Consider the following 24,017-nt stretch of genomic DNA (forward strand, 5'->3'; position numbering starts at 1 on the left):
GCATCTCAAGTTATCCATCCGCGCTCGTGGGCGGCGCGCATGAAATCTTCGACATCGGCCTGCAGCCCGCTTGCCGAAAAGGTGTTTTCCAGGTCGCCGATAATGGCCGGGATATCGCGCAGCCCGTCGCAGCGCTTGAGGATCTCGGCCGCGCTGGCGTTCAGCTTGACCATGCCTTCCGGGTAGAGGAGCACATAGTTGTCCTGCGCTTCCTCCCACTGGAGACGAAACAGTCTGGACAGTTTTGGTTTTTCGGGAAGGTCGCTCATGGGATGTCTGCGCCTGGTTCAGGGGTTGGCCTTTTCGATGGCGTCCAGCATGGACCACAATACATCGAGCTTGAATTGCAGGATCTCGAGCGCGCGATCCTGCTGCGCGCGGCTGGTGAAATGATCCAGCGTCACTTGCAGGCCATGCTCGACGTCGCGCTCGGCGAGCGGGATGCGGCCGCGGAAATATTGCAGGCCATCGGCCTCGATCCACGGATAGTGCAGGGGCCAGTTCGACAGGCGGTCCTGGTGGATTTTGGGCGCGAACATTTCGGTGAGCGACGAACAGACGGCTTCCTGCCAGGACGACTGGCGGGCGAAATTCACATAGGCATCCACCGCGAAGCGCACCCCCGGCGCGACGCCCTTGAGCGACCAGAGATCATCGCTGGCGATGCCCACCGCCTCGCCCAGGCGCGACCAGGCTTCGATGCCGCCCGGGTTGCCATCGCAGCCATCGTGGTCGAGTATGCGGCGCACCCACTTGCGGCGCGTCTCGCGGTCCGGGCAATTGGCGATGATCGCGGCGTCTTTGCGCGGGATGCTGATCTGGTAATAGAAACGATTGGCGACCCAGCCGCGGATCTGGTCGGGCCGCAGCTGGCCATTCGTCATCTTTACGTTGAACGGATGATTGATATGGTAGCCCGCGCCTTTGGCGCGCAACCGGGCTTCGAATTCTGCGCGGTCCCAGGCGGGACCCGATGGCGTCTGCGGGGGCGTCGGGGCGTTCACAAGCTTATCTCCATTCCGTCGAATGCAAGCTCGATACCGTGGCGCTTCAGGACGGCCGCTTCTTCGGAGCTTTCGTCGAGTATCGGATTGCTGTTGTTGATATGAATAAGAATCTTGCGCCGCGGGCCCAGGGCGTCCAGCACTTCGATCATGCCGCCGGGGCCGGACTGCGGCAGGTGGCCCATGTCGGCGGATGTCTTGCGCGACAGGCCCAGGCGTATCATTTCGTCGTCGGTCCAGAGCGTGCCGTCCACCAATACGCAATCGGCCATGCGCATGGCCGCGTCGATATGCGCTTCGATGCGCCCGAGGCCGGGGGCGTAGAACAATTTCTTGCCATTGGCCTGGTTTTCGATCAGCAGGCCGATGTTGTCGCCCGCCTCGGGCATGGCGCGGTGGGGCGAGTAAGGCGGGGCCTTGCTTTTGAGCGCGAGCGCGGTAAAGCTGATGCCGGCTATGCCCGCGACCTGTATCGCCGGGCCATAAGCATCGTCGTCGTGGGCGTCGAGGGGCCGCCATTCCACCCCGCAATAATGCGCCAGCACCTTGGCCAGCGGCAGGCCGTTGGACAGGTCTTGCCATACCGGCGCGGTGCAATACAGGGGTATGGGCTTGCCTTCGCGCAGCATGAGCAGGCCGGTTATGTGGTCGATTTGCGCATCCATCAGCATCACGGCGGCGATGCCGGTATCGCGCACGCTGCGCGCGGGCTGCAGCGCGGGCGTGGCGCGAATTTGAGCGAGGATGTCGGGCGAGGCGTTGATCAGCACCCAGTCCGTGCCGTTGGCGGAAACCGCGATGGACGACTGCGTGCGCGCCCGGGCCTGGATCGTGCCCTTGCGCAAACCGTCGCAGTTCGGGCAATTGCAATTCCATTGCGGGAATCCGCCGCCCGCGGCGGAGCCTAAGACTATGACTTTCATGGGCCATCCGACAAAAAAAGCCCGCAGGCTTGCCCGGCGGCAAAAAAGCGCGGCGCTGGTCTGGGGCTAGCGCCGCGCTGTTCGCGGTGTTGGAACCGTATCAGCGGTTGGCGATGTACATCGTGATTTCAAAGCCAAAACGCAAGTCGGAAAATTCCGGTTTACTCCATTTCATGGTGTCTCCTTGAAAGCTTGGGTCGCTTTTAGCGAGGCCGCCGGCCGCCTGATGATTGTTATTGTTATGCTGCGCTGGCGCCAGCGTCGAATTCATAGTAGCACGCAGCGATTGATTGTCAAGATAGCGCGATACGCCAGAATTCCTAGGCCGGGAACATCTGTTTGCGATGCATAATCGGCGGAAATCGGCCGATTTCTACCTGGAGGTTTATGACAGTTCCATTCGCTCAAGGCATGCTGGACGTGGGGGCGGGCCATCGCTTGTCCTATGCGGAATATGGCCGCCCCGATGCGCCGGCGGCGGTCGTGCTGCATGGCGGGCCGGGCAGCGCCTGCCAGCCGTCCATGCTCGACTGGTTCGATCTCTCGCGGCAGCGGGTGGTGCTGTTCGACCAGCGGGGCGCGGGCAAAAGCGCGCCCGCGGGCTGCATCGCGGGGAACACCACGCAAGACCTGGTCGGCGATATCGAGCGCCTGCGCCGCTTCCTGCGGATTTCGAATTGGCTGGTGGTGGGAGGCTCATGGGGAGCCATGCTGGGGCTGATGTATTGCGGCGCCCATCCCGCGGCGGTGCGCGGGATGGTCTTGCGCGGAGTGTTTCTGCCTGGCGTCCAGCAGATGGATTGGTTCTTCCAGGAATTGCGGGCATTGGTTCCGGTGGCGTGGACGCAGCTTACCGCCGGCATGTCGCCCGCCGAGCGGCAGGCGGTGCTGCCGGCGCTGGCGCGCCGCCTGCTGCGCGGCACGCATGCCGAAGGGCGGGATGCGGCCGAGCGCTGGGCGCGCTACGAGGATGCCGTCATGGCCGCGATGATGGGGCGGGCCGGGCAACCGCAACCCGGCCAGCCGTCCGGTCAGCCGTCCAGCCCGCAGCCCAAGCCACAGCCCGGCCAGCCGCCAGGACCGCTGGAAAAATACCGGCTGCAGGCCCATTATCTTGAGCATGGCTGTTTTGTCACCGAGCGCCAGCTTTTCCGCGCGGCGCGCCAGGCGGCGGGGCCGGCCATTTTCGTGCATGGCACGCATGACTGGATCTGCCCGCCGCAAAACCTCGTCCGCTTGATGCGATTCATGCCGCAGGCACAGGTCCGATGGGTGGCGGCCGGCACGCATACGGCCTCGGACCCGGCGATCCGCGATGCCTTGCGCACAGCGATACGCGATATGCGGGCCGGGCTCGGGGAGGACTGCGGGTAAAGACGCCGGCTCGCGCTGGCCGGGAGCGCGCCGCGGCGCGTGGCCTGGCGTCTGTCTTGGGGTCTGTCTTGGGGTCTGTCTTGGCCGGCGGCACACCGGCGTCACAAAGTGTGCCAATTACTGCGCAGCGCGGCGCGGCGCATTGCCGCTCCTGTTCCATCCCCGGGCCCGTGGCGCGGGCGCGCCCCAGTCCGCGGGACGGCGCCGGCAAACCGGCATGCTTATTGCTTGATATCCGCATGCTGGCGTATATAGCCGTTCACCCTTGGGTCCCATGCAACATAGCGCCGTCCGGGACCTGCAGTCCATCAGGAGACACAAATGAGCATAAATATCCATCCGGCGGTCGATAATGGCATCCGGCCGGCAACGCCAGGTTTCGCGGGCGGCACGCTGTTGTGCGACTGCCCCGCCGACAAGGTGGAAGTCACGGTTGCTTCGCAGACCGCGCACAATCATGTGTGCGGCTGCTCGCAATGCTGGAAGCCGGCCGGCGCCTTGTTCTCGCAGGTGGCGGTCGTTCCGAAAGAAGCCGTCAGCGTCACCGCCAACGCCGACAAGCTGAAAGTGGTCAACCCCAGCGCCACGATTCTGCGCCACGCCTGCCGCGAATGCGGCGTGCACATGTACGGGCGCATCGAAAAGCAGGATCATCCTTTCTATGGCCTGGATTTTGTCCATACCGAGCGCTCTCCCCAGAGCGGCTGGGCCGCCCCCGAATTCGCGGCCTTTGTATCGTCTATCATTGAGACCGGCACGCCGCCCGAACAGATGGGCGCCATCCGCGCCCGCCTGGTCGAGCTCGGCCTGCCGCCCTACGATTGCCTGTCGCCCCCGCTTATGGACGCCATCGCGGCGCATGTCGCCAAATCGCGATAGGCTCTCGGGTTAATGTTATGGGGGGGCGGCAATGCCGCCCCCCGGTCAATTCATCAGAAAAGGAACAAACCATGGACGTACGTGCAGCAGTAGCCACCAAGGCCGGCGCTCCGCTTACCATTGAAACCGTTCAGCTCGAGGGGCCGCGCGCGGGCGAAGTGCTCGTCGAGATCAAGGCCTCGGGTGTGTGCCACACCGATCTGTTCACGCTTTCGGGCGATGATCCGGAAGGGCTTTTCCCGGCGATCCTGGGCCATGAAGGCGCGGGCGTCGTGGTCGAGGTCGGCGCCGGGGTCACTACGCTCAAGGCCGGAGACCATGTGATTCCGCTGTATACGCCCGAATGCCGCACTTGCTCATATTGTCTGTCGCGCAAGACCAATCTGTGCCAGGCGATACGCGAAACGCAGGGGCGCGGCGTGATGCCGGACGGCACCAGCCGTTTCAAGATGGGCGGCAAGGAAGTGCTGCATTACATGGGCACGTCGACTTTTTCCAATTACACTGTCGTGCCGGAAATCGCCCTGGCCAAGATCCGCGAAGACGCGCCGTTCGAGAAGGTTTGCTACATCGGCTGCGGCGTCACCACCGGCATAGGCGCCGTCATCAATACGGCCAAGGTGCAGGCCGGCGACAACGTGATCGTCTTCGGGCTGGGCGGCATCGGCCTGAATGTGATCCAGGGCGCGCGCATGGTGGGCGCCGACATGATAGTCGGCGTCGACATCAATCCCGGCCGCGAGGAGCTCGCGCGCAAATTCGGCATGACCCACTTCGTCAACTCCAAAGAGGTCGAGGGCGACCTCGTGCAGTATCTGGTGAACCTGACCAAGGGCGGCGCCGACCACACCTTCGAATGCATAGGCAATGTCAAGCTGATGCGCCAGGCGCTCGAGTGCGCCCATAAAGGCTGGGGCAAGAGCACCATCATAGGCGTGGCGGGCGCCGGCCAGGAAATCGCCACCCGGCCTTTCCAGCTGGTCACCGGCCGGGTCTGGCAGGGCTCGGCTTTCGGCGGCGCCCGCGGCCGCACAGATGTGCCCAAGATCGTCGACTGGTATATGGAAGGCAAGATCAATATCGACGACCTGATCACCCATGTGATGCCGATAGACAAGATCAACGACGCCTTCCAGTTGATGAAGGACGGTACGTCGATACGCTCGGTGGTTACGTTCTAAATTCTTATTTGGATTGAAAAGATGACGATGAAGACTATTTCGCAGAACAAGAGTTTCGGTGGCACGCAGGGCGTGTACAGCCATGAATCGGCCGAGACCGGCTGCACCATGCGCTTTGGCGTATATCTGCCGCCGGCGGCCGGGAAAGGGCCTGTGCCGGTGCTGTTCTGGCTGTCCGGCCTGACCTGCACCGAAGAAAACTTCATCGTCAAGGCGGGCGCCCAGCGCGTTGCCGCCGAGCTCGGCATTGCGCTTGTCGCGCCCGACACCAGTCCGCGCGGGCTCGATTATCCCGGCGACAGCGACAGCTACGATTTCGGCGTGGGCGCGGGCTTTTATGTGGACGCGGTCAAGGCGCCCTGGTCGACTGGCTACCGGATGTATTCGTATATCGCCAAGGAACTCTTCGAACTGGTGGCCGGCGGCTTTTCGGTCGAAGCCTCGCGCGCCGGGATTTTCGGCCATTCGATGGGCGGCCACGGCGCCTTGACCATAGGGTTGAAGCATCCCGACCGGTTCAAGACGATATCCGCGTTTGCGCCTATCGTTTCGCCGACCCGCTGCCCCTGGGGCGAAAAGGCGCTGGCGGGCTATCTTGGCAGCGACCGGAACACCTGGGCCGACTACGATGCCACGCTGCTGATCAAGCGCCACGGCTGGTCCGGGCCGGAACTGCTGGTCGACCAGGGCGGCGACGACCAGTTCCTGGCAAGCCAGCTCAAGCCCGAGCTGCTGGTGGCCGCATGCGCCGAGGCCAAAGTGCCATTGAACTTGCGCATGCAGCCGGGATACGACCACAGCTACTTTTTCATTTCAAGCTTTATCGAGGACCACTTGCGGCATCACGCGGCGCATTTGTAGCCGGCCGCCGCCTCGCGGTACCTGCCGGCCATTTGTTCCAGGGCGACAGGCCTGATCCTGGCGGCCTGCCCGGCGCAGCCAAAGGCCTCGAAGCGCGCCGCGCAAAGGTCCTCGGCCGCCGCCGTGGCGTCCCTGAAGAAGCGGCGCGGATCGAGTTCCTGCGGATGCGCCGCCATGGCGCGCCGCATTGCGCCGGTCATGGCCAGCCGGATGTCGGTATCGATGTTCACCTTGCGCACGCCGTTCTGGATGCCCCGGATGATTTCCTCCACCGGAACGCCATAGGTTACGCGCACATCGCCGCCGTGCTTGCGTATCTCTTCGAGCCAGTCCTGCGGCACCGAGGATGAGCCATGCATGACCAGATGGGTGGCGGGAATCCGCTGGTGGATCGCCCGGATGCGGTCGATAGCCAGGAGGTCGCCGCCGGGCTTGCGGCTGAACTTATAGGCGCCATGGCTGGTGCCGATGGCGATGGCCAGGGCGTCGACGCCGGTCCTGGCGACGAAGTCCGCCGCCTGGTCCGGATCGGTCAGCAACTGTCCGCGCGTGAGGACGCCTTCTGCGCCGGAACCGTCTTCCTCGCCCGCCTGGCCGGATTCCAGCGAGCCCAGGCAGCCAAGTTCGCCTTCGACCGAGACGCCCACATAATGGGCCAGCTGGACGACTTGCGCCGTCACCTCGACGTTGTATTCATAGGACGACGGCGTTTTCATGTCGGCCAGCAGCGAGCCGTCCATCATCACGCTGGAGAAGCCGGAGCGGATGGAGGCCTGGCAGACGGCCGGGCTGGCGCCATGATCCTGATGCATGCATACCGGAATATGCGGATAGGTTTCGATCGCCGCTTCGACCAGCTTGCGCAGGAAAGCTTCGCCCGCATAGCTGCGCGCGCCGGCCGATGCCTGCAGGATCACCGGGCTGTCCGTGCCTTTGGCCGCCCGCATGATGGCCTGGATCTGTTCCAGGTTGTTGACGTTGAATGCCGGAATGCCGTACTGGAATTCCGCCGCGTGGTCGAGCAGCTGCCGCAATGATACGAGGGCCATGAGAGCTTCCTTCAGGAGGTTGGTAAAGCGCGTGAATGCGGGTCCGGCAGGGCGGCGCGCAAGCGCATGCCGGCATCGGCCACGGCTTGCGGCGTGAGCTGGAAATGGGCGTACAGCTGGCCGGCCGGCGCCGATGCGCCGAAGCTGTCGATGCCCAGCGCAATGCCTTGGTCGCCGACCACGCCGCGCCAGAACCAGCTGACTCCGGCTTCGATGCTTATCCGCGGCAGGCCCGGCGGCAATACCCTGTCGCGATAGGCCTGGTCCTGCGCATGGAACAGTTCCACGCAAGGCATGGAGACCACGCGCGCATGCACGCCGCGCTCGGCCAGCAATTGCGCGGCCGCCGACGCGATGGCCACTTCCGAGCCGGTCGCGATCAGAACCAGTTGCGGGGCGCCGGTCTGCTCCAGCACATAGCCGCCGAGCGCGATCTGCTCCTGCTGCAGCGTGGTGCGCTGATAGGGCGTCAAGGCCTGGCGCGACAGCATCAGGCAGGTGGGGCCATCCGCCCGCCGCAGGGCCGCTTGCCAGGCAACCGCCGTTTCCACGCCGTCGCAAGGCCGCCAAAGCCGGTTGTTGGGAATCATGCGCAGGCTGGCGGCATGTTCTATGGGCTGATGGGTAGGGCCGTCTTCGCCCAAGCCTATGGAATCGTGCGTCAATACATGGATGACGCGCTGGCCCATCAGGGCCGCCATGCGGATGGCGTTGCGCGAATAATCGGAAAACGCCAGGAAGGTGCCGCCATACGGGATAAAGCCGCCATGCAGCGCCATCCCGTTCATCATTGCCGCCATGGCGAATTCGCGCACGCCATAGTTCAGGTAGTTGCCGGCGCCGTGGTGATTGACCCAGACCGATGCCTTTACGCTGGTCAGGTTGGAGCCGCTCAGGTCGGCCGACCCGCCGAAGAACTCCGGCAGGGCCGGGCTGATCGCCTCGAGCACGAGTTGCGATGCCTTGCGGGAGGCGATAGGCTGGTCCAGGCTCCCGTCGGCCAGCAGGCGGGCGAACGCGGCGGCCAGCGCCGGCGGCAGCTCGCCGCGGCTGCGGCGCAGGAGCTCGCGGGCCTCTTCGGGATAATCGGCCTGGTAGGCTGCGAAGCCCGCCTCCCATTGCCGCTGCAGCGCGGCGCCCCGCTCCCGGGCATTCCAGGCTTGGGCCATGTCCGCGGGCACTTCAAACGGCCCGGCCCGCCATTGCCTGGCGGCGCGCATCGCATCGATTTCGGCCTGGCCCAGCGGCGCGCCATGGACCTCATGGCTGCCGGACTTGCCGGGCGCGCCGTGGCCGATACGGGTCTTGCAGCAGATCAGGGTGGGCCCGGGCCGCCGCGCGTCCCGCGCCTTGGCCTGGCGGATGGCGGCGTCGATGGCCGCCGGGTCGTGGCCGTCGATGTCGCGGATCACATTCCAGCGATAGGCTTCGAAACGCTTGGGGGTGTCGTCGCTGAACCAGCCGGCGACATCGCCGTCGATCGAAATGCCGTTGTCGTCGTAAAAGCAGATCAGCTTGTCCAGGCCCAGCGTGCCGGCCAGCGAGCAGGCCTCGTGGCTGATGCCTTCCATCAGGCAGCCGTCGCCGGCAAACACATAGGTGTGGTGGTCGATGACGGTATGTCCCGGCCGGTTGAATTGCGCGGCCAGCAGCTTTTCGGCCAGGGCCATGCCGACGGCGTTGGCCAGGCCCTGGCCCAGCGGGCCGGTGGTGGTCTCCACTCCCGGCGTGAGATGGACTTCGGGATGGCCGGGAGTCCTCGAATGCAGCTGGCGGAACCTTTTGAGTTCATCGATAGGCAGGTCATAGCCGGTCAGGTGCAGCAGGGCGTACAACAGCATGGACCCATGGCCGTTGGACAGCACATAGCGGTCGCGGTCTATCCATTGCGGATCGGCGGGATTGTGGCGCAGGTGCCCGCGCCACAGCGCCGCGGCGATATCGGCCATGCCCAGGGGGGCGCCGGGATGGCCGGACTGCGCCTTTTCGACGGCGTCGGCGGCCAGGAAGCGTATGGCGTCGGCATAGGCGGGCGCGGCGCCCTGGATGGTTTCAGGCGCATTCATCAGGCTATCTCCAGGCTGGCTTGCGCCGCGCGTCTTTTCCGTTCCATCATGCGCCAGATGAATGGCGTGAAAATCAGCTGCATCGCCAATTCCATTTTTCCGCCGGGCACCACGATGGTGTTGGCCCGCGACATGAAGGAATCATTGATCATGTTCAGCAGATACTGGAAATCGATGCCCTTGGGGTTGGCGAAGCGGATCACCACAAAGCTTTCATCCGGCGCGGGAATATCGCGCGCGATAAAAGGATTGGAAGTGTCGACGCAGGGCACGCGCTGGAAATTGACGTGGGTGAGGGCGAATTGCGGGCATATGTAATTGACGTAGTCCGGCATGCGGCGCAGGATGGTGTCGGTCACCGCCTCGGTCGAATAGCCGCGCTTGGACTTGTCGCGCCACAGCTTTTGTATCCATTCCAGGTTTATGACCGGCACCACGCCTATCAACAGGTCGGGATGCTGCGCGATGTCGATGGCGCCGTGCGCCACGGCGCCATGCAGCCCCTCGTAGAACAATAGGTCGGTGTCTTGCGGCAGGCTTTCCCAAGGCGTGAAAGTCCCGGCTTCCTGCTGGTACAGCGCCGCTTCGTCCTGGTCGTGCAGATACTTGCGGCGCATGCCTGTGCCGGATGCGCCATAGCTGCGAAACAGCGCTTCGAGCTCGGCGAACAGATTGGTGCTGGGGCCGAAATGGCTGAAGCTGGTGTTGTGTTCTCGTTCGGCGGCGGCAAGGCGCTTATTCATTTCCTTGCGATCGTAGCGGTGGAAGCTGTCGCCCTCGACGATGGCCGCGGTGACTTTTTCGCGCCGGAAGATGTTTTCGAAAGTGCGGGTCACCGACGTCGTGCCGGCCCCGGACGAACCCGTGATGGCGATGATGGGAAAGCGTTCTGACATAGATAGAAGCCTCGTGGATTGAACAGGAATCGGGCGGCGGCCGGGCGGGCTTTACGCCCGGCTTTCGGTCGCGCGGAACAGGCTGCGCTCGTGGAATAGCGGGTCGGACGAGCGCCTGTCCAGCGGATGGTGGTGGTAGCGCTCGATCAGCTCGACCTCGTTCCTGGAGCCGAAAACCAGGCCGACGCGCTGGTGCAGCGCCGCCGGCTTTACCGTCATCACGGGGCGCGCGCCGCAGCTGGCGCGGCCGCCGGCCTGCTCGATGATGAAGCCTATGGAGTTGGCTTCGTACAATAGGCGCAAGCGGCCGGCCTTGGCGGGGTCCTTGTTGTCGCGCGGATAAAGGTAGACCCCGCCGCGCATCAGGATGCGGTGGGCGTCGGCCACCATCGAGGCTATCCAGCGCATATTGAAATCCTTGCCGCGCGCGCCGGTCTTGCCCGCCAGGCATTCATCCACATAGCGGCGCACCGGGTCGTCCCAGAAGCGGCTGTTGGAGGCGTTGATCGCAAACTCCTGTGTGTCGGCGGGCACTTTCAAGTCGTGGTGCGTGAGCATGAACTCGCCCAGCTGCGGGCATAGCGTAAAGCCGTGCACGCCGCTGCCTACGGTAAGCACGAACATGGTGGCCGGGCCGTAAAGCGCATAGCCGGCCGCGACCTGATTCACGCCCGGCTGCAGGAAGTCGTCGACTGTCACCGGACGGTCGGGCTCCGGCGCGCGCAATACGGAAAAAATGCTGCCTATCGAGACGTTGATGTCGATATTCGACGAGCCGTCGAGGGGATCGAACAACAGCAGATAGGGCCCTCTCGCATAGCTGTCGGGGATCTGGTAGGGATCTTCCATTTCTTCGGAAACCATGCCGGCGAGGTAGCCGCCCCAGTTGTTGCCCTCGAGGAAAAGCTCATTGCTCGCCACATCGAGCTTCTTCTGGTCCTCGCCCTGTATGTTGACCGCCGCCGCGCTGCCCATCAGGCCGCCGAGCTCCCCGGCGGCCACGTGGCGGGCGATGCGTTTGCACACCAGGGCGACATTCAGGATCAGGCTGTTGAAGTCGCCCGCGGCCAGCGGAAAGCGGCGCCGCTCTTCGATCAGGAACTGGGTCAGCGTGAGGCGTGTCGCGGGGTTCATTTGATGTCTCCATGCTTTTTTATAGATTCGATCGTTCCGGGCCGCCGCCGAACACGCGGCTGGCCAGCAGGTCGCCGGCCTCGATGGTGAGCAGGGCGTCGTCGCCGATGGCGTCTTGCGCGGACAGCAGGCGCGAAGCATGCCGCAGCCGGGCGCGATCCAGCGCGTTGCGCACGCTGCGGGCATTGGCGAAGTGCGGCAGGGCCATGCGGCGGGTGATGTAATCGGCAAAGACTTTTTCCGCCTGTTCGTCGAAGCGGTATTGCATCGCGCCCAGCATCAACCGGGCGATCTGCTGCAATTCGGCCGGCTGGTAGTCGGGAAAGTCGATGTGATGCGCGACCCGCGAGGACATGCCGGGATTGGAATTGAAAAAACTGTCCATCCGGTTCTTGTAGCCGGCAAAGATGACGACCAGGTCGTCGCGCTGGTTTTCCATGACCTGCAGCAGGATTTCTATGGCTTCCTGGCCGTAGTCGCGCTCGTTTTCCGGGCGATAAAGGTAGTATGCCTCGTCGATGAACAGCACGCCCCCCATCGCCTTCTTGAGTATTTCCTTGGTTTTGGGCGCGGTATGGCCTATGTATTGGCCGACCAGGTCATCGCGCGTGACCGCCACGAGATGGCCGCGGCGCAGGTAGCCCAGCCGCTGCAGGATTTCGGCCATGCGCATGGCGACAGTGGTTTTGCCCGTCCCGGGATTGCCGGTAAAGCTCATGTGCAGGCTGGGCGCGCCCGTGCTGTAGCCGCGTTCGGCCCGCAGCTTGTCGACCAGCAGCAGCGCCGCGACATCGCGTATGCGCGACTTGACGGGCGCCAGGCCTATCAGTTCGCGGTCGAGCTGGGCCAGCAGCCCGGCTATGCCGGATTCGACCAGCGCGGCGGCTACCGGGTTGGCGCAAGGGCGGGGCGGGTCGGGCAGGGCGTCTGGCATATGCGTCTCCTCGGTCTGGCCTGTTTGGGGCCGATGGCGCTCGGGCGGGAATGCCGCCGGCTCAGTAGCGCTGGCCTTCGGGCGCCCGGCTGGCCGCATAGCTTTCGATGCCATAGCGCATTCTGCGGCCGTCGGTTTCCTGCCGCAGCAGCCGGAAGCCGGGCTCGTCGCCGGGGCGGTTGACCAGGAACGAGATCACCACCGATTCCACCGTATGGGTCGAGTCAAAGGCCATGACGCGGATGTAATGCTGCGGGAAGGTGTTGCGGGCGTTTTCGATTTCGCGCAGGATGCCGGCGGCGTCGCGCAGGTCGAACATCGGCGCGCCGAACATTTCCCAATAGGTATTGCGGGGATGCGGATCGTCGGTGTATTCGATGCCGACCGCCCAGCCGTGGTCGAGGCAATACTGCAGCTGGCTGCTGATCTGGGCGTTGCTCAGGTCGGGCAGGAAAGAAAAAGTGCCTTGCGTGATGCGCATGATGGTCTCCTGGATGCGTTGCGGCGGGGAAAGGGCGCGGGTTCAGGCCAGCGATGGCAGCGGCGTGAAGTCCGAGGTATCCGTGGACTGGTAGTTGAAGCTGACCTCGCCCCAGGTATCGAGCGCGGCGCGCAAGGGGCTGCACCATTTGGCCGCGTCGCGCAGGATTTGCGGGCCTTCATTCTTGATGTCGCGCCCTTCGTTGCGCGCCAGGACCATGGCTTCCAGGGCGACGCGGTTGGCTGTCGCGCCGGCCTGTATTCCTTCGGGGTGGCCTATGGTGCCGCCGCCGAACTGCAGGATGGCGTCGTCGCCGAACAGGTCCAGCAGCTGGTGCATCTGGCCGGCGTGGATGCCGCCCGAGGCCACCGGCATCACCTTGCGCAGCGCGCCCCAGTCCTGGTCGAAGAAAATGCCGCGCGGCAGGTCGGCCACGGTCTGCGCATCGCGGCAAATGTTGTAATAGCCCTGCACCGTCATCGGGTCGCCTTCCAGCTTGCCCACCGCCGTGCCGGCATGCAGGTGGTCGACCCCGCACAGGCGCAGCCATTTGGCGATGACGCGGAATGAAATGCCGTGGTTTTTCTGGCGCGTGTAGGTGCCGTGGCCGGCGCGGTGCATATGCAGGATCATGTCGTTCTGCCGGCACCAGAACGACATGGACTGGATGGCGGTCCAGCCCACGACCAGGTCGACCATGATGACTACCGAGCCCAATTCCTTGGCGAATTCGGCGCGCCGGTACATTTCTTCCATGGTGCCGGCCGTCACGTTCAGATAGCTGCCTTTGACTTCGCCGCTTGCGGCCGAGGCCTTGTTGACGGCGTCCATGACGAACAGGAAGCGATCGCGCCAGTGCATGAATGGCTGCGAATTGATGTTTTCGTCGTCCTTCATGAAATCCAGCCCGCCTTTCAGCCCTTCGTAGACCACGCGGCCGTAGTTGCGGCCCGACAGGCCCAGCTTGGGCTTGGTCGTGGCGCCCAGCAGGGGGCGGCCGAACTTGTCCAGGCGCTCGCGTTCGACGATGATGCCGGTGGGCGGGCCGGCGAAAGTCTTGACGTAGGCGACGGGAAACCTCATGTCTTCCAGCCGCGCCGCCTTCAAGGGCTTGAAGCTGAACACATTGCCGATAAGGGAGGCCGCCACGTTGGCAATCGAGCCTTCTTCGAATAGCGACAGGTCGTAGGCGATATAGCAGAAATACTGGCCCGGATTATTGGGCACCGGATCGATGCGGTAGGCCTTGGCGCGATACATGTCGCAAGCGGTGAGGCGATCGGTCCACACCACGGTCCAGGTCGCGGTCGAGGATTCGCCCGCCACCGCCGCGGCCGCTTCGACCGGATCCACGCCGTCCTGCGGGGTGATCCTGAACAGGGCGAGGATGTCGGTCGCCCTGGGTTCGTAGTCGCCGTTCCAGTAGCCCATCTGGGCGTATTTCAATACGCCCGCGGCGTAGCGTTTTTTCTGGTCCGTGACCTGGACTGCGTCGATATCGCTCATGGCTTGGTCTCCTTTTGCCGCGCTCCGCATTCTTGGCATGGCCCGGCGCGCTGGCGGGGTCTGGGCGGGCATGGGTAAACTATACAAACGTAGATAGATAAGATCTAATAAGAAATCATCGTTTTCGTATCAGTTTCTGCTTATGGAAATGCCATGCGCCGATATACCGTTCGCCAGCTGGATACTTTCCTGGAAATCGCCCGCGCCGGTTCGGTGTCCAAAGCGGCCGCCAGGCTGCACGTGACCCAGCCCGCGGTATCGATGCAGTTGCGCCAGCTGGAAGAGGCGCTGGGCGTGCCTCTGGTCGAGACCGTCGGGCGCAATATCCGCCTGACGGACGCCGGCCGCGAGGTGGAGCAGATCGCCCTCGCCGCCGTCGCGCAATTGCGCCAGCTCGACGATACCGCGGCCGATTTGCGCGGCCTGCGGCGCGGCAAGATAGACTTGGGCATCGTGGGCACCGCCAAATATTTCGTGCCCATGCTGCTGGTGCACTTCCGCAAGCATTACCCGGGCATAGACATCGCTTTGCAGATACACAACCGCGAGCACATGCTGAACCTTTTGCAGCGCAACGAGCTGGACCTGGTCATCATGGGCAGCGTGCCCGCCACGCTGGATTGCGTGTCGGCGGTATTTGCCACCAATCCCCTGGGCATAGTCAGCGCGCCGGGCCATGTCCTGTCGCGGCGCAAGCAAGCGCCGCTGGACATCCTCAACGATGTCGATTTCGTCGTTCGCGAAAAGGGCTCGGGCACCCGGGTCGCCATGGAGCGCCTGCTCGCGGACAACCATATAACGCCGCGCATCGTGATGGAAATGCCCAGCAATGAATCCATCAAGCAGGCGGTCATGGCGGGCATGGGGCTGACCTTCCTGTCGCTGCGCACCGTGCGCCGCGAGCTGGCGGCGGGGCATCTGGCTTTGCTGGACATCAAAGGCCTGCCTCTGGTGCGCAACTGGCATGTCGCGCACTTGCGCTCCAAGCGGCTGGCGCCGGCCGCGCTGATGTTCAAGGAGTTCCTGGTTTCCAGCGCCGCGCCCCTGATCAATACTTGGGCTTGAACCCCAAGGCCTTCATGGCGCCGCCCAGGCTTTGCGCGGATGGCCCGTACTCTTTCCATGGCTCGTTGCCCTGGTCCAGGCGCTCGTGGATATTGCCCACATGCCATTGCGCCGAGCTTTTCAGGCTGTCGATTTCTTCCCATGAAACCGGCACGGACACACCCATGCCGGGGCGCGCGCGGGCCGACCAGGCGGCAACCGTGGTGGCGCCGAAGCCATTGCGCAGATAGTCGATGAAGATTTTCCCTATCCGGTTGCGTGGGCCGCTTTTCGCGGCATAGCGCTTGGGCAGGGTTTGGGCCAGGTGCAGGACGATGGCGTGCGAGAAATCCTTGACCGTGTCCCAGTCGTGGCGCCGCTTGAGCGGCACGACCACATGCAAGCCCTTGCCGCCGCTGGTTTTCGCGAACCCGACCAGGCCGAGCTCTTTCAGGAAAGCCCGCATGACCAGCGCCGCCTCCTGCATCGCGGGCCATTCGACGCCTTTGCCCGGGTCCAGGTCGAAGGTCATGCGGTCCGGCTTGCCTATGGACGTCTTGACGGCGTTCCAGGTGTGGAATTCGATGACATTCATCTGCGCGGCGCTCAGCAGGCCCTGGGCGCTGGCCACTTCCATCAAGGGCTCATGGCCAGGATCGAGTTCGGCCGGCAATAACCTGACTCCCGTCATTTTTGCCGTCTCCAGATGCTTCTGAAAGAATATCTGCCCCTTGACGCCATCGGGCGCGCGCACCAGCGACACGGGCCGGCCTTTCAGGTGTTCCAGCATCAGCGGCGCAACCAGGGCGTAGTAGCGGATCAGGTCGATCTTGGTGATGCCCGTGGATTCATCTATCACCCGCTCCGGATGGGTCACCTTCAGCTTGCCCAGGGGCGAGGCGATTCCGGAAGGCTGTCCGATGGCGCCGGGCTGCGCGCCGCCGGCCCGGCCTTGGGCGGCGGCCGCCGTCCTGCTGGTCTTGGCGGGGCGTTCTTTGCTGGCGGTGGCAGGCATGCTGGTCTCCCGGATGATGGATCGAGCCGGCTTGTCGCTGCGCAAGCCATGGAATACGGAATGGCGTATGCGGCCGGTATTTGTCCATTGGCCGAACGAAACTTCGGCCAGCAGGACCGGTCGCACCCAATGCGCCTTGCGGTCGATGCCGGTGGGCGCCGAGAACGGATTTTCCGGGGCGTGCAAGGCGGCCAGCTTCTGCTTGATGTCGTCCAGCATCCTGGCGTCGAAGCCCGTCCCGACGTTGCCGGCATAGCGCAATGCGCCGCTGTCGTCGTGCACGCCCAGCAGCAGCGAGCCTATCCCCGAGCGCGAGCCCTGCGGCTCGGTGTAGCCCCCGATCACGAATTCCTGGCGCAGGCCGCATTTGAGCTTGATCCAGTCGGGCGAGCGGCGCGACACATAATGGGATGTCTTCTTTTTGCCGATGACGCCTTCCAGCCCCAGCTTGCAGGCCGACGCCACGATATCGCGCGCGGGCACGTCGAAGGTATCGCTGAAGCGTATGGAATCGGGAAGGCGCGGCCTGGAGGCGCCTTGTGCTTTGCCTGTCCCTCCAGACAGCAGGGATTCCAGCTTCCCGCGGCGCTCGATGAGCGGCAGTCCGCGCAAATCGTAGCCATCGCAAAAGGGCAGGTCGAACAGGTAGTAGACGATATCCTTGGCCTTGCTCCCCTCGAAAGCGCTTTGCAGGGCCTGGAAATCCGGCACGCCCTGGGCGTTGGCGACGACGATTTCCCCGTCGTACCAGCCATCGGGCAGCCCTGCCTTCGCCAGGTCGCGCGCAAGGCCGGCGAGCTTGCCGGTCCAGTCATTGCCGTTGCGCGTGAACAGCTGGACCTCGCCGCCCTGGATGCGCGCCAGCAGGCGATAGCCGTCGAACTTGATTTCATAAAGCCATTGGCCGGGGTCGGCGGGCGGCGCGTCCACCAGCGTCGCGAGCTCGGGCTTGAGCGCCGCGGGCAGGGCGGCCTTGCGGCCGGCGGCGGGCCGGTCCCGCTTGCGCCCGGGCGCGGCGGCTGCGGCCGGCCTGTCGTCCAGCCGGGCGACGCTGTCCGGCATTTCGTCCACCACGCTGAATTCGGCCGCGGGCCGCGCAAAGTCGTCTTTTTCCTTGATCAGCAGCCACGCATCCTGCTTTTCCGTCTTGCCCTTCATGCGCACCAGGGTCCAGCGTCCGCGCAGCTTGTGGCCATGCAGCTCGAATTTCAGCTTGCCTTCGCGATAGCCTTGCCGCGCATCGCCCACGGCTTCCCATATTCCCTTGTCCCAGATGATGACTTTGCCGGCGCCGTATTGCCCGGGCGGAATGACGCCTTCGAAAGCATTGTAGGAAATGGGATGGTCTTCGACGTGCACGGCCATGCGTTTGTCGGCCGGGTCGAAGCTCGGGCCCTTGGGCACCGCCCAGCTTTTCATGGCGCCGTCCAGCTCCAGCCGGAAATCATAGTGCAGCCGGCTGGCCCAGTGTTTCTGGACGACGAAGGAGGGCGTTGCATCATTGGCCGCCCCGCCTTCGGCGGGCTCGCCGGTAAGTGTAAAGTCGCGCTTGGATTTATAGCGTTCCAGGGGGTCGGATCTGGCCATGGGCTATGCCGCCTTGCGCCCTTTGGGCGGTGTCGGCTTGGCGCTCTTTTTCGCGGCCGGCGCCTTTTTGGCGGTTTTCCCGCCGCTGGAAGGCGCGCCGGATTTGGCGGCCGGAGACTTTGCGGCGGGCGCCGGTCTGGCGGATTTTCCCGAAGCCCGGGCGGCGGCTTTCGCGGCGGGTTTGGCCGCCGGCTTCCTGGGCGTCCTGGCGCCGTCCGCCTTGGCCGGCGTGCGCGTCCCCTTGTTGAGGCTGCGCTGCAGCATTTCCGTCAAGTCGTAAATCTTGGCGCCGGCGGCATCTTCGCCTTGCTCCTCGGGCTGCGACACGGCCTCTGTCTCGCCGGCCTCCACCTTCTCTTTCACGAGCTGCAGAATCTGGTCCTTGAACGAATCGGTGAAGGCTTGCGGTTGCCATTTGGCGCTCATGTCGGCGACCAGTTGCTCCCCCATCGCCATTTCCTTGTCGGTCAGTCCGGCGGCGCGGGCTCCCTCCGCGGGCAGACTCAGTTCGTCCCAGGAACGGATTTCGTCGTCCCAGCGCAGCAGGTTCAGGATCAGCGCCGGGCCGCAAGGCATGAGGATGGCAAGGTGCTGCTTGGTCTGGATGACGACTTTGGCGATGCCCACCTTCCTGGTCTTGTGCAGCACTTCGCGCAGCAGCGCATACACCTTGCCGCCCTTGTTGATCGGCGACATGTAGTAGGGCCGTTCCAGGTAGATGAAGGGAATGGAGCTTAGCGGCACAAAGGCCTCGATTTCCACTGTCTGGGTTGTCTTGGGGTAGGCGGCCTGGATCTCTTCCTGCGATAGCACCACGTACTGGCCGTCCTGGTATTCTATACCCTTGACGATGTTCTCCCGGGCGATTTCCTTGCCTGTCGCCTTGTTGATGCGCTTGTACCCCACCGGGTCCATGCTGCGCTTGTCCAGCCAGTCGAAATCCAGGCCCTGCTCCTGTGTGGCCGAATGCAGGGCAATGGGAATGTGCACCAGCCCGAATGAAATGGCGCCTTTCCATAGCGCGCGTTTACTTGTCGTTGCCACGGCAGCCTCTTGCGGAATGGGGCGCCGCCATGGGCGCCGGTATGGGGGCAATCAGCAAGCGGCATGCCGCGGCGCGCAGCCTGCGCGCCTACTGGGGCCCCGCCTGGTCGATCAGCACTCGCAACATTTCGACTTCATCCGGTTTCAGGTCGGTCAATGGCGCGCGCACGGGCCCGGCATCGTGTCCCGCCAGGGCCGCCCCCGCCTTGACGATGCTGACGGCATAGCCCGCCGCCCTGTTCCTGATGTCCAGGTAGGGCATGAAGAATTCTTTCAGTATCTTGTGCTGCAGCGCGGTGTCGTCCTTGGCCACGGCTTCATAGAAGGTCATCGCCGTGCGGGGTATGAAATTGAACACCGCCGACGAATACACCGGTGTGCCCAGCGCCTTGTAGGCGGCGGCATACACTTCCGCCGTGGGCAGGCCGCCCAGGTAGGAAAAGCGCTCGCCCATGCGCAGATGGATGGCGGACATCAGCTCGATGTTGCCGATGCCGTCCTTGAAGCCGATCAGGTTGGGGCACCTGCCCGCCAGGTATTCCAGGGTGTCGGGGCTCAAGCGGCAGTTGGCCCGGTTGTAGACGATGACGCCTATCCTGGTGCTGCGGCATATTTCCTCGACATGGGCGGCCAGGCCTTCCTGGCTCGCCTCGGTCAGATAATGAGGCAGCAGCAGCAGGCCGTCGGCGCCCGCTTGCTCGGCGGCCTGCGCGCATTCGACGGCAAAGCGCGTGGGGCCGCCGGCGCCCGCGATTATGGGCACCTGGCCTTGGCAGGTCTGGACCGCCGCCCTGATGATTTGCGGATACTCATGGCCGGTCAGGGAAAAGAATTCGCCGGTGCCGCCCGCGGCGAACAGGGCGGTGGGGCCATAAGGCATGAGCCATTCGAGCCGGCCGCGGTAGCCCGGTTCGTGAAAATCCCCTTTGCTGTCGAAATCCGTGAGAGGGAAAGACAGCAGTCCGGAACTGATGATTGCCTTGAGTTGTTGTGGATCCATCTGTTTGCTCCAGTGTATCGCCTTGCAGGCGAACTTGTCGGTTGTCGTATGACTAGGGTGAAAAAAAGGCCAGGCAACTTCAGGCCGCGAGCGTCGACCTCAGGCGTTCGGCGCTTTTGCTCAGGTGCATGTGCATGGCGCCGCTGGCCGCCAGCGGGTTCTGCAGCGCTATGGCCTGGTAGATTTCCTCGTGTTCATGGTGAACGCGCTCCAGATAGCGCATTTGGGTTTCTTTGCCCAGCGATGCCGTGTTGATGCGGGTGCGCGGAATGACGGTCTGCCCCAGGTAGGACATGAATTCGACAAAATAGCGGTTGCCGGTGGCTTGGGCGATGGCCAGGTGGAAGCGGAAATCGGCATCCACGGTTTCCTTGCCTTCCCCCAGCAATTGCTTGAACTCCCGCAGGATCGCCTGCAACTTTTCCAGGTCGTCCTGGCTGCGCTTGAGCGCGGCGATGCCCGCGGCGGCCGATTCCATGCTTTGCCGCAATTCGAGGACATTCAGGATGTCATGGATAGTGACCAGATCCTTGGGATCGATGCGGAAATTCCTGCTGTTTTCCGCATCCAGCACGAACGAGCCTATCCCATGCCTGGTTTCCACCACGCCGCCGGCCTGCAGGCGCGAAATGGCCTCGCGTATCACGGTCCGGCTGACGCCTTGCGTAAGCATCAGCTCGGACTCGGTCGGCAATTTATCGCCCCGCCGCAATGCGCCGCTCTCGATCTGGCTCAGCAAATCATCGACGACCTCCTGCGCGAGGCTGCGGGAACGGCGCCGTGGCAATTGGGGCAGCGATGATTTCGTAGTGGCTGTCATGGATACTGGAGCTTCAGGTAAATGCATGCGATCGGACCAGTATTGTAGGGGGGACTCGGCATCAACACCTCATTGTCGCCGCAAACCCCCGCCAGACGGTCGACCGCCGCCTTGCCGGCCAAGCCGCGGGCCAGCATTCCAGTACTCATTGTTATCGGTTGTCGTATGACTTGATATTGCTGATTACCCTAGGGCCGTGCCTCTCACCGCAAATGCAAATCGTTTACACTTACGGCAAGCTGAACGATGCGGTCAGCTTAAGCTTGCGACCGGCTGAATTACGCCGGCCGATCAATTTCAGGGCGGGGCGGGGCCCCGGGAGTGGATATGCGTAAATTGTTGTTGGGGGCCGTGTTGGCCGTCTCGATGAGCACGGGGGCTTATGCGGCCGTCGAACCCAAGGCTGTGGTCAAAGCCTATGCGGATGTGGCGCAGGCCGGGTATGAAGACGCCCTGTCGACCGCGCGCGCCTTGCAGGCCGCGGTGGATGCCTTGCTGGCCCGGCCCGGCGCCGACACCCTGAACGCCGCCCGCCGCGCCTGGCTGGACGCCCGGGTTCCCTATCAGCAAACCGAAGCCTTGCGCTTTGGCAACCCCATCGTCGATGACTGGGAGGGGCGCGTGAACGCCTGGCCTCTGGATGAAGGCATGATCGATTATGTGGATGCGTCTTATGGCAGCGATTCGCCAGCCAACGCTTATTACGTGGTCAATGTGATCGCCAATGAAAAGCTGAGCGTGGGCGGCAAGGCCGTTGACGCCACGGATATTACCGCCACGCTGCTGCGCGATGTCCTGCAAGAGGCCGACGGCAACGAGGCCAACGTGGCGACGGGCTATCACGCCATAGAATTCCTGCTTTGGGGACAGGACCTCAACGGCACCGGCCCGGCGCCGGCGGATCGCAAGGGCACGCCCCAGGAGCGCCACGCCGGCAATCGGCCGCATACCGATTTCGATGCCGCCAACTGCACCGGCGGCAATTGCGAGCGGCGCGGCCGGTTCCTGAAAGTGGCTACCGATCTGCTGGTCGCCGACCTGGAGGAAATGGTGGGCCATTGGCAGGCCAAGGGCGCGGCGCGGGCCGCCGTGCAGGACGACCCCAAGGCCGGCCTGATAGCCATGCTGACCGGTCTGGGCAGCCTGTCGTATGGGGAGCTCGCCGGCGAGCGCATCAAGCTGGGCCTGATGCTGCATGACCCCGAAGAAGAGCACGACTGCTTTTCCGACAATACGCACAATTCGCATTTTTATAATCAGCTTGGCATGATGAATGTATATATGGGACAGTACAAACGAACCGATGGGTCCGTGGTCCGCGGCGCGAGCCTGTCGGAATTGGTCCGGGCGCGCGATGCCGGGCTGGATGCGGAAATGCGCGCCAAGCTGGACGCCACCTTCGAGGCCATGCAGGCCATGAAGCGCCATGCGGAAACGGTGGAGACCTACGACCAGATGATCGCCCAGGGCAATGACAAGGGCAATGCCGTGGTGCAGGCCGCGATCGACGGCCTGGTGGCGCAAACGCGCAGCATAGAGCGCGTGATTGCGGCCCTGGAGCTGGGCGATATCCAGTTGGAAGGTTCCGACAGCCTGGACAAGCCCGACGCCGTTTTCCAATAGCGTGCAACAGTGAGATTCGCTGCTGCCATCATGCTGCTGGGGCTGTTCCCGGCCGCGTGGGCCGGTGGGCCGGCGCCGCGCGCCGACCTCAGCGCCACGGACCGCGCCCGCGTCAAAGACATTACCCGGCCTGCGACGGATTTCTCGCGGGCCGAGCCGTTCGAGACTATGCAGGGCGGCGCGGGCACCATCAAAAAGCTCATCAACCCGGATATTTTCTCGCACCCGGCCGCCAATCTCAGCTTCGAGGGACGCCAGGAATTCATGGTCGGCAATGGGCTGTTCCGCAAGGATTGGGTTTCGTCGCCGTCGTCCACGCAGGCCTCCGATGGCTTGGGTCCTTTGTTCAATGCCAGGTCTTGCCAAGCCTGTCATGTCAAAGACGGCAGGGGCACGGTGCCGGGCTTCGACCCCTTGGAACGCAGCGATGTCGTGGCGCTGCTGCTGCGCCTTTCGATACCGGGCAGCGCCGATGAGGCGCGCCAGCGGCTGGGCCAGGGCGAGGTGGCGTCCCTGCCCGACCCGGTTTATGGGCATCAGCTGCAGCCTTTTGCGGTGCCGGGCCTGCCCGCGGAAGGCCGCATCAACATCCAGTACCGCGAAATCGCCGTTGCGCTTGCCGGCGGCGCATCGGCGGTATTGATGGAGCCCGCCTATAGCGTCGAAGACCTGGGCTACGGCCCCCTGCATCCGGATGTGCGCTACTCGCCGCGGCTGGCGCCGCCCATGCTGGGCCTGGGTTTGCTGGAGGCCATCCACGAAGACGACATCCTGGCCCATGCCGCCGGCGATCACGGCGACGGCATCTCGGGGCGCCCCAACTGGATACATGACGCGCGCAGCGGCAAGCGCGTGCTGGGCCGCTTCAACTGGAAAGCCGGCCAGCCCACGGTCGAGCGCCAGTCCGCCAATGCGTTTTCCGGCGACATGGGCTTGTCCACGCCCCTGTTTCCCAGCCACTATGGCGATTGCACGCCCGCCCAGCAAGCTTGCCTGGACATGCCGCATGGGGCGCAAGCGCATCTGGGCGAACACGAGGTGCCGGCCCGCCTGATGGACTTCGTGACCATGTACTCGCAGAACCTGGCGCTGCCGCAGCGGCGCGACGCGGACGACGAACGCGTGCTGGCCGGCAAAAAGCTGTTCTATGAATCCAACTGCATTGCCTGTCACGTGCCCAAGTACGTGACCCGGCGCGACGCCAAGCGGCCGGAACACCGCTTTCAACTGATATGGCCTTATACCGATCTGCTGCTGCACGATATGGGCGCGGGCCTGGCCGACGGCCAGGACGAGGGCGATGCCGGCGGCCGCGAATGGCGCACGCCGCCGCTGTGGGGCATAGGCCTGACCAAGACCGTCAATCCCAATGCCACCTGGCTGCATGACGGCAGGGCGCGCACGCTGCTGGAAGCCATCTTGTGGCATGGCGGCGAAGCCCAGGCGCCGCGCGACCGCGTCGTAGCCATGACGCCGGCCCAGCGCGCCGACCTCATCCGCTTCCTGGAATCCCTTTGATGGAATCCCTTAAATGCTCAAATGGAATCCCTGAAGTGGAATCCCTGAAGTGGAATCCTTTAGTGGAATCCTTTAGTG

22 protein-coding genes are annotated in these 24,017 nt (G+C 64.0%); 7 read left to right on the forward strand and 15 right to left on the reverse strand.

All coding sequences use genetic code 11. The features are described from left to right. Nucleotides 1–5: 5 nt before the first annotated feature. The 4 genes from pqqD to pqqA form a co-directional block, all read right to left on the reverse strand. Nucleotides 6–269 carry a pyrroloquinoline quinone biosynthesis peptide chaperone PqqD gene (pqqD, locus tag BUB23_RS18435; RefSeq protein WP_073105894.1) on the reverse strand — a complete coding sequence of 88 codons (264 nt, stop codon included), beginning with the start codon at nt 267–269 and terminating at the stop codon, nt 6–8. An 18-nt stretch (nt 270–287) separates the two neighbouring features. Next, nucleotides 288–1,004, reverse strand: coding sequence for a pyrroloquinoline-quinone synthase PqqC (pqqC, locus tag BUB23_RS18440; protein WP_245801320.1), 717 nt, complete (start codon nt 1,002–1,004; stop codon nt 288–290). Further along, a complete protein-coding gene (gene pqqB / locus BUB23_RS18445) occupies nt 1,001–1,927 on the reverse strand; it encodes a pyrroloquinoline quinone biosynthesis protein PqqB (RefSeq protein ID WP_073105896.1) in 927 nt (308 codons plus the stop codon). The genes pqqC and pqqB overlap by 4 nt, the downstream gene beginning before the upstream one ends. Nucleotides 1,928–2,027: 100 nt before the next feature. After that, on the reverse strand, nt 2,028–2,102 hold the full coding sequence (gene pqqA / locus BUB23_RS27600; RefSeq protein ID WP_102070171.1) for a pyrroloquinoline quinone precursor peptide PqqA: 75 nt from the start codon (nt 2,100–2,102) through the stop codon (nt 2,028–2,030). 212 nt (nt 2,103–2,314) lie between these two features. Between pqqA and BUB23_RS18455 the strand changes: the two genes are divergently transcribed. The 4 genes from BUB23_RS18455 to fghA all read left to right on the forward strand — a co-directional run bounded on the left by BUB23_RS18455 (nt 2,315) and on the right by fghA (nt 6,222). Then, entirely contained in the window at nt 2,315–3,301 is a 987-nt protein-coding gene (locus tag BUB23_RS18455) for an alpha/beta fold hydrolase (protein WP_073105900.1), read from the forward strand. 321 nt (nt 3,302–3,622) lie between these two features. Further along, nucleotides 3,623–4,180, forward strand: coding sequence for an S-(hydroxymethyl)glutathione synthase (gene gfa, locus BUB23_RS18460; protein WP_073105902.1), 558 nt, complete (start codon nt 3,623–3,625; stop codon nt 4,178–4,180). A gap of 71 nt (nt 4,181–4,251) precedes the next feature. Then, nucleotides 4,252–5,361 carry an S-(hydroxymethyl)glutathione dehydrogenase/class III alcohol dehydrogenase gene (locus tag BUB23_RS18465; protein ID WP_073105904.1) on the forward strand — a complete coding sequence of 370 codons (1,110 nt, stop codon included), beginning with the start codon at nt 4,252–4,254 and terminating at the stop codon, nt 5,359–5,361. 27 nt (nt 5,362–5,388) lie between these two features. Next, nucleotides 5,389–6,222 (forward strand): S-formylglutathione hydrolase, encoded by an 834-nt coding sequence (gene fghA / locus BUB23_RS18470; RefSeq protein WP_178372347.1) that lies wholly within the window; start codon nt 5,389–5,391, stop codon nt 6,220–6,222. On the opposite strand, the gene fba is transcribed toward fghA, so the two are convergent. The 7 genes from fba to BUB23_RS18505 form a co-directional block, all read right to left on the reverse strand. Continuing rightward, nucleotides 6,204–7,271 (reverse strand): class II fructose-bisphosphate aldolase, encoded by a 1,068-nt coding sequence (gene fba, locus BUB23_RS18475; RefSeq protein WP_073105908.1) that lies wholly within the window; start codon nt 7,269–7,271, stop codon nt 6,204–6,206. The genes fghA and fba overlap by 19 nt on opposite strands. Nucleotides 7,272–7,282: 11 nt before the next feature. Then, a complete protein-coding gene (gene tkt / locus BUB23_RS18480) occupies nt 7,283–9,337 on the reverse strand; it encodes a transketolase (RefSeq protein WP_073105910.1) in 2,055 nt (684 codons plus the stop codon). Further along, nucleotides 9,337–10,233, reverse strand: a complete 897-nt coding sequence (locus BUB23_RS18485) for a phosphoribulokinase (protein ID WP_073105912.1) — start codon at nt 10,231–10,233, stop codon at nt 9,337–9,339. The genes tkt and BUB23_RS18485 overlap by 1 nt, the downstream gene beginning before the upstream one ends. A gap of 51 nt (nt 10,234–10,284) precedes the next feature. After that, entirely contained in the window at nt 10,285–11,367 is a 1,083-nt protein-coding gene (locus BUB23_RS18490; protein WP_073105914.1) for a class 1 fructose-bisphosphatase, read from the reverse strand. Between the two features lie 19 nt (nt 11,368–11,386). Next, nucleotides 11,387–12,301, reverse strand: coding sequence for a CbbX protein (cbbX, locus tag BUB23_RS18495; RefSeq protein ID WP_084136119.1), 915 nt, complete (start codon nt 12,299–12,301; stop codon nt 11,387–11,389). A 61-nt stretch (nt 12,302–12,362) separates the two neighbouring features. Further along, a complete protein-coding gene (locus BUB23_RS18500; RefSeq protein ID WP_073105916.1) occupies nt 12,363–12,782 on the reverse strand; it encodes a ribulose bisphosphate carboxylase small subunit in 420 nt (139 codons plus the stop codon). Nucleotides 12,783–12,824: 42 nt separating this feature from the next. Next, on the reverse strand, nt 12,825–14,288 hold the full coding sequence (locus BUB23_RS18505) for a form I ribulose bisphosphate carboxylase large subunit (protein ID WP_073105918.1): 1,464 nt from the start codon (nt 14,286–14,288) through the stop codon (nt 12,825–12,827). Between the two features lie 153 nt (nt 14,289–14,441). On the opposite strand from BUB23_RS18505, the gene BUB23_RS18510 reads away from it, so the two are divergent. Further along, entirely contained in the window at nt 14,442–15,353 is a 912-nt protein-coding gene (locus tag BUB23_RS18510; RefSeq protein WP_073105921.1) for a LysR family transcriptional regulator, read from the forward strand. On the opposite strand, the gene ligD is transcribed toward BUB23_RS18510, so the two are convergent. From ligD to BUB23_RS18530, 4 genes are all read right to left on the reverse strand, one after another. Further along, nucleotides 15,337–17,934 carry a DNA ligase D gene (ligD, locus tag BUB23_RS18515; RefSeq protein ID WP_073105923.1) on the reverse strand — a complete coding sequence of 866 codons (2,598 nt, stop codon included), beginning with the start codon at nt 17,932–17,934 and terminating at the stop codon, nt 15,337–15,339. The two genes, BUB23_RS18510 and ligD, sit on opposite strands and share 17 nt — an antisense overlap. A gap of 3 nt (nt 17,935–17,937) precedes the next feature. Further along, nucleotides 17,938–18,978 carry a non-homologous end joining protein Ku gene (ku, locus tag BUB23_RS18520; RefSeq protein WP_073105925.1) on the reverse strand — a complete coding sequence of 347 codons (1,041 nt, stop codon included), beginning with the start codon at nt 18,976–18,978 and terminating at the stop codon, nt 17,938–17,940. A gap of 88 nt (nt 18,979–19,066) precedes the next feature. Then, nucleotides 19,067–19,978 carry a 5-dehydro-4-deoxyglucarate dehydratase gene (gene kdgD, locus BUB23_RS18525; RefSeq protein WP_073105927.1) on the reverse strand — a complete coding sequence of 304 codons (912 nt, stop codon included), beginning with the start codon at nt 19,976–19,978 and terminating at the stop codon, nt 19,067–19,069. Between the two features lie 79 nt (nt 19,979–20,057). Then, on the reverse strand, nt 20,058–20,798 hold the full coding sequence (locus BUB23_RS18530; protein WP_073105929.1) for a FadR/GntR family transcriptional regulator: 741 nt from the start codon (nt 20,796–20,798) through the stop codon (nt 20,058–20,060). Between the two features lie 327 nt (nt 20,799–21,125). Here BUB23_RS18530 and BUB23_RS18535 point away from each other — a divergent pair, with 327 nt between their 5' ends. Both BUB23_RS18535 and BUB23_RS18540 read left to right on the forward strand, forming a co-directional pair. Next, nucleotides 21,126–22,421 (forward strand): imelysin family protein, encoded by a 1,296-nt coding sequence (locus tag BUB23_RS18535; RefSeq protein WP_073105931.1) that lies wholly within the window; start codon nt 21,126–21,128, stop codon nt 22,419–22,421. 30 nt (nt 22,422–22,451) lie between these two features. Next, nucleotides 22,452–23,939, forward strand: coding sequence for a di-heme oxidoreductase family protein (locus BUB23_RS18540; protein ID WP_073105933.1), 1,488 nt, complete (start codon nt 22,452–22,454; stop codon nt 23,937–23,939). The last annotated feature ends 78 nt before the right edge of the window (nt 23,940–24,017 follow it).

Source organism: Pollutimonas bauzanensis, assembly GCF_900129885.1.
GTDB lineage: Bacteria > Pseudomonadota > Gammaproteobacteria > Burkholderiales > Burkholderiaceae_B > Pollutimonas > Pollutimonas bauzanensis.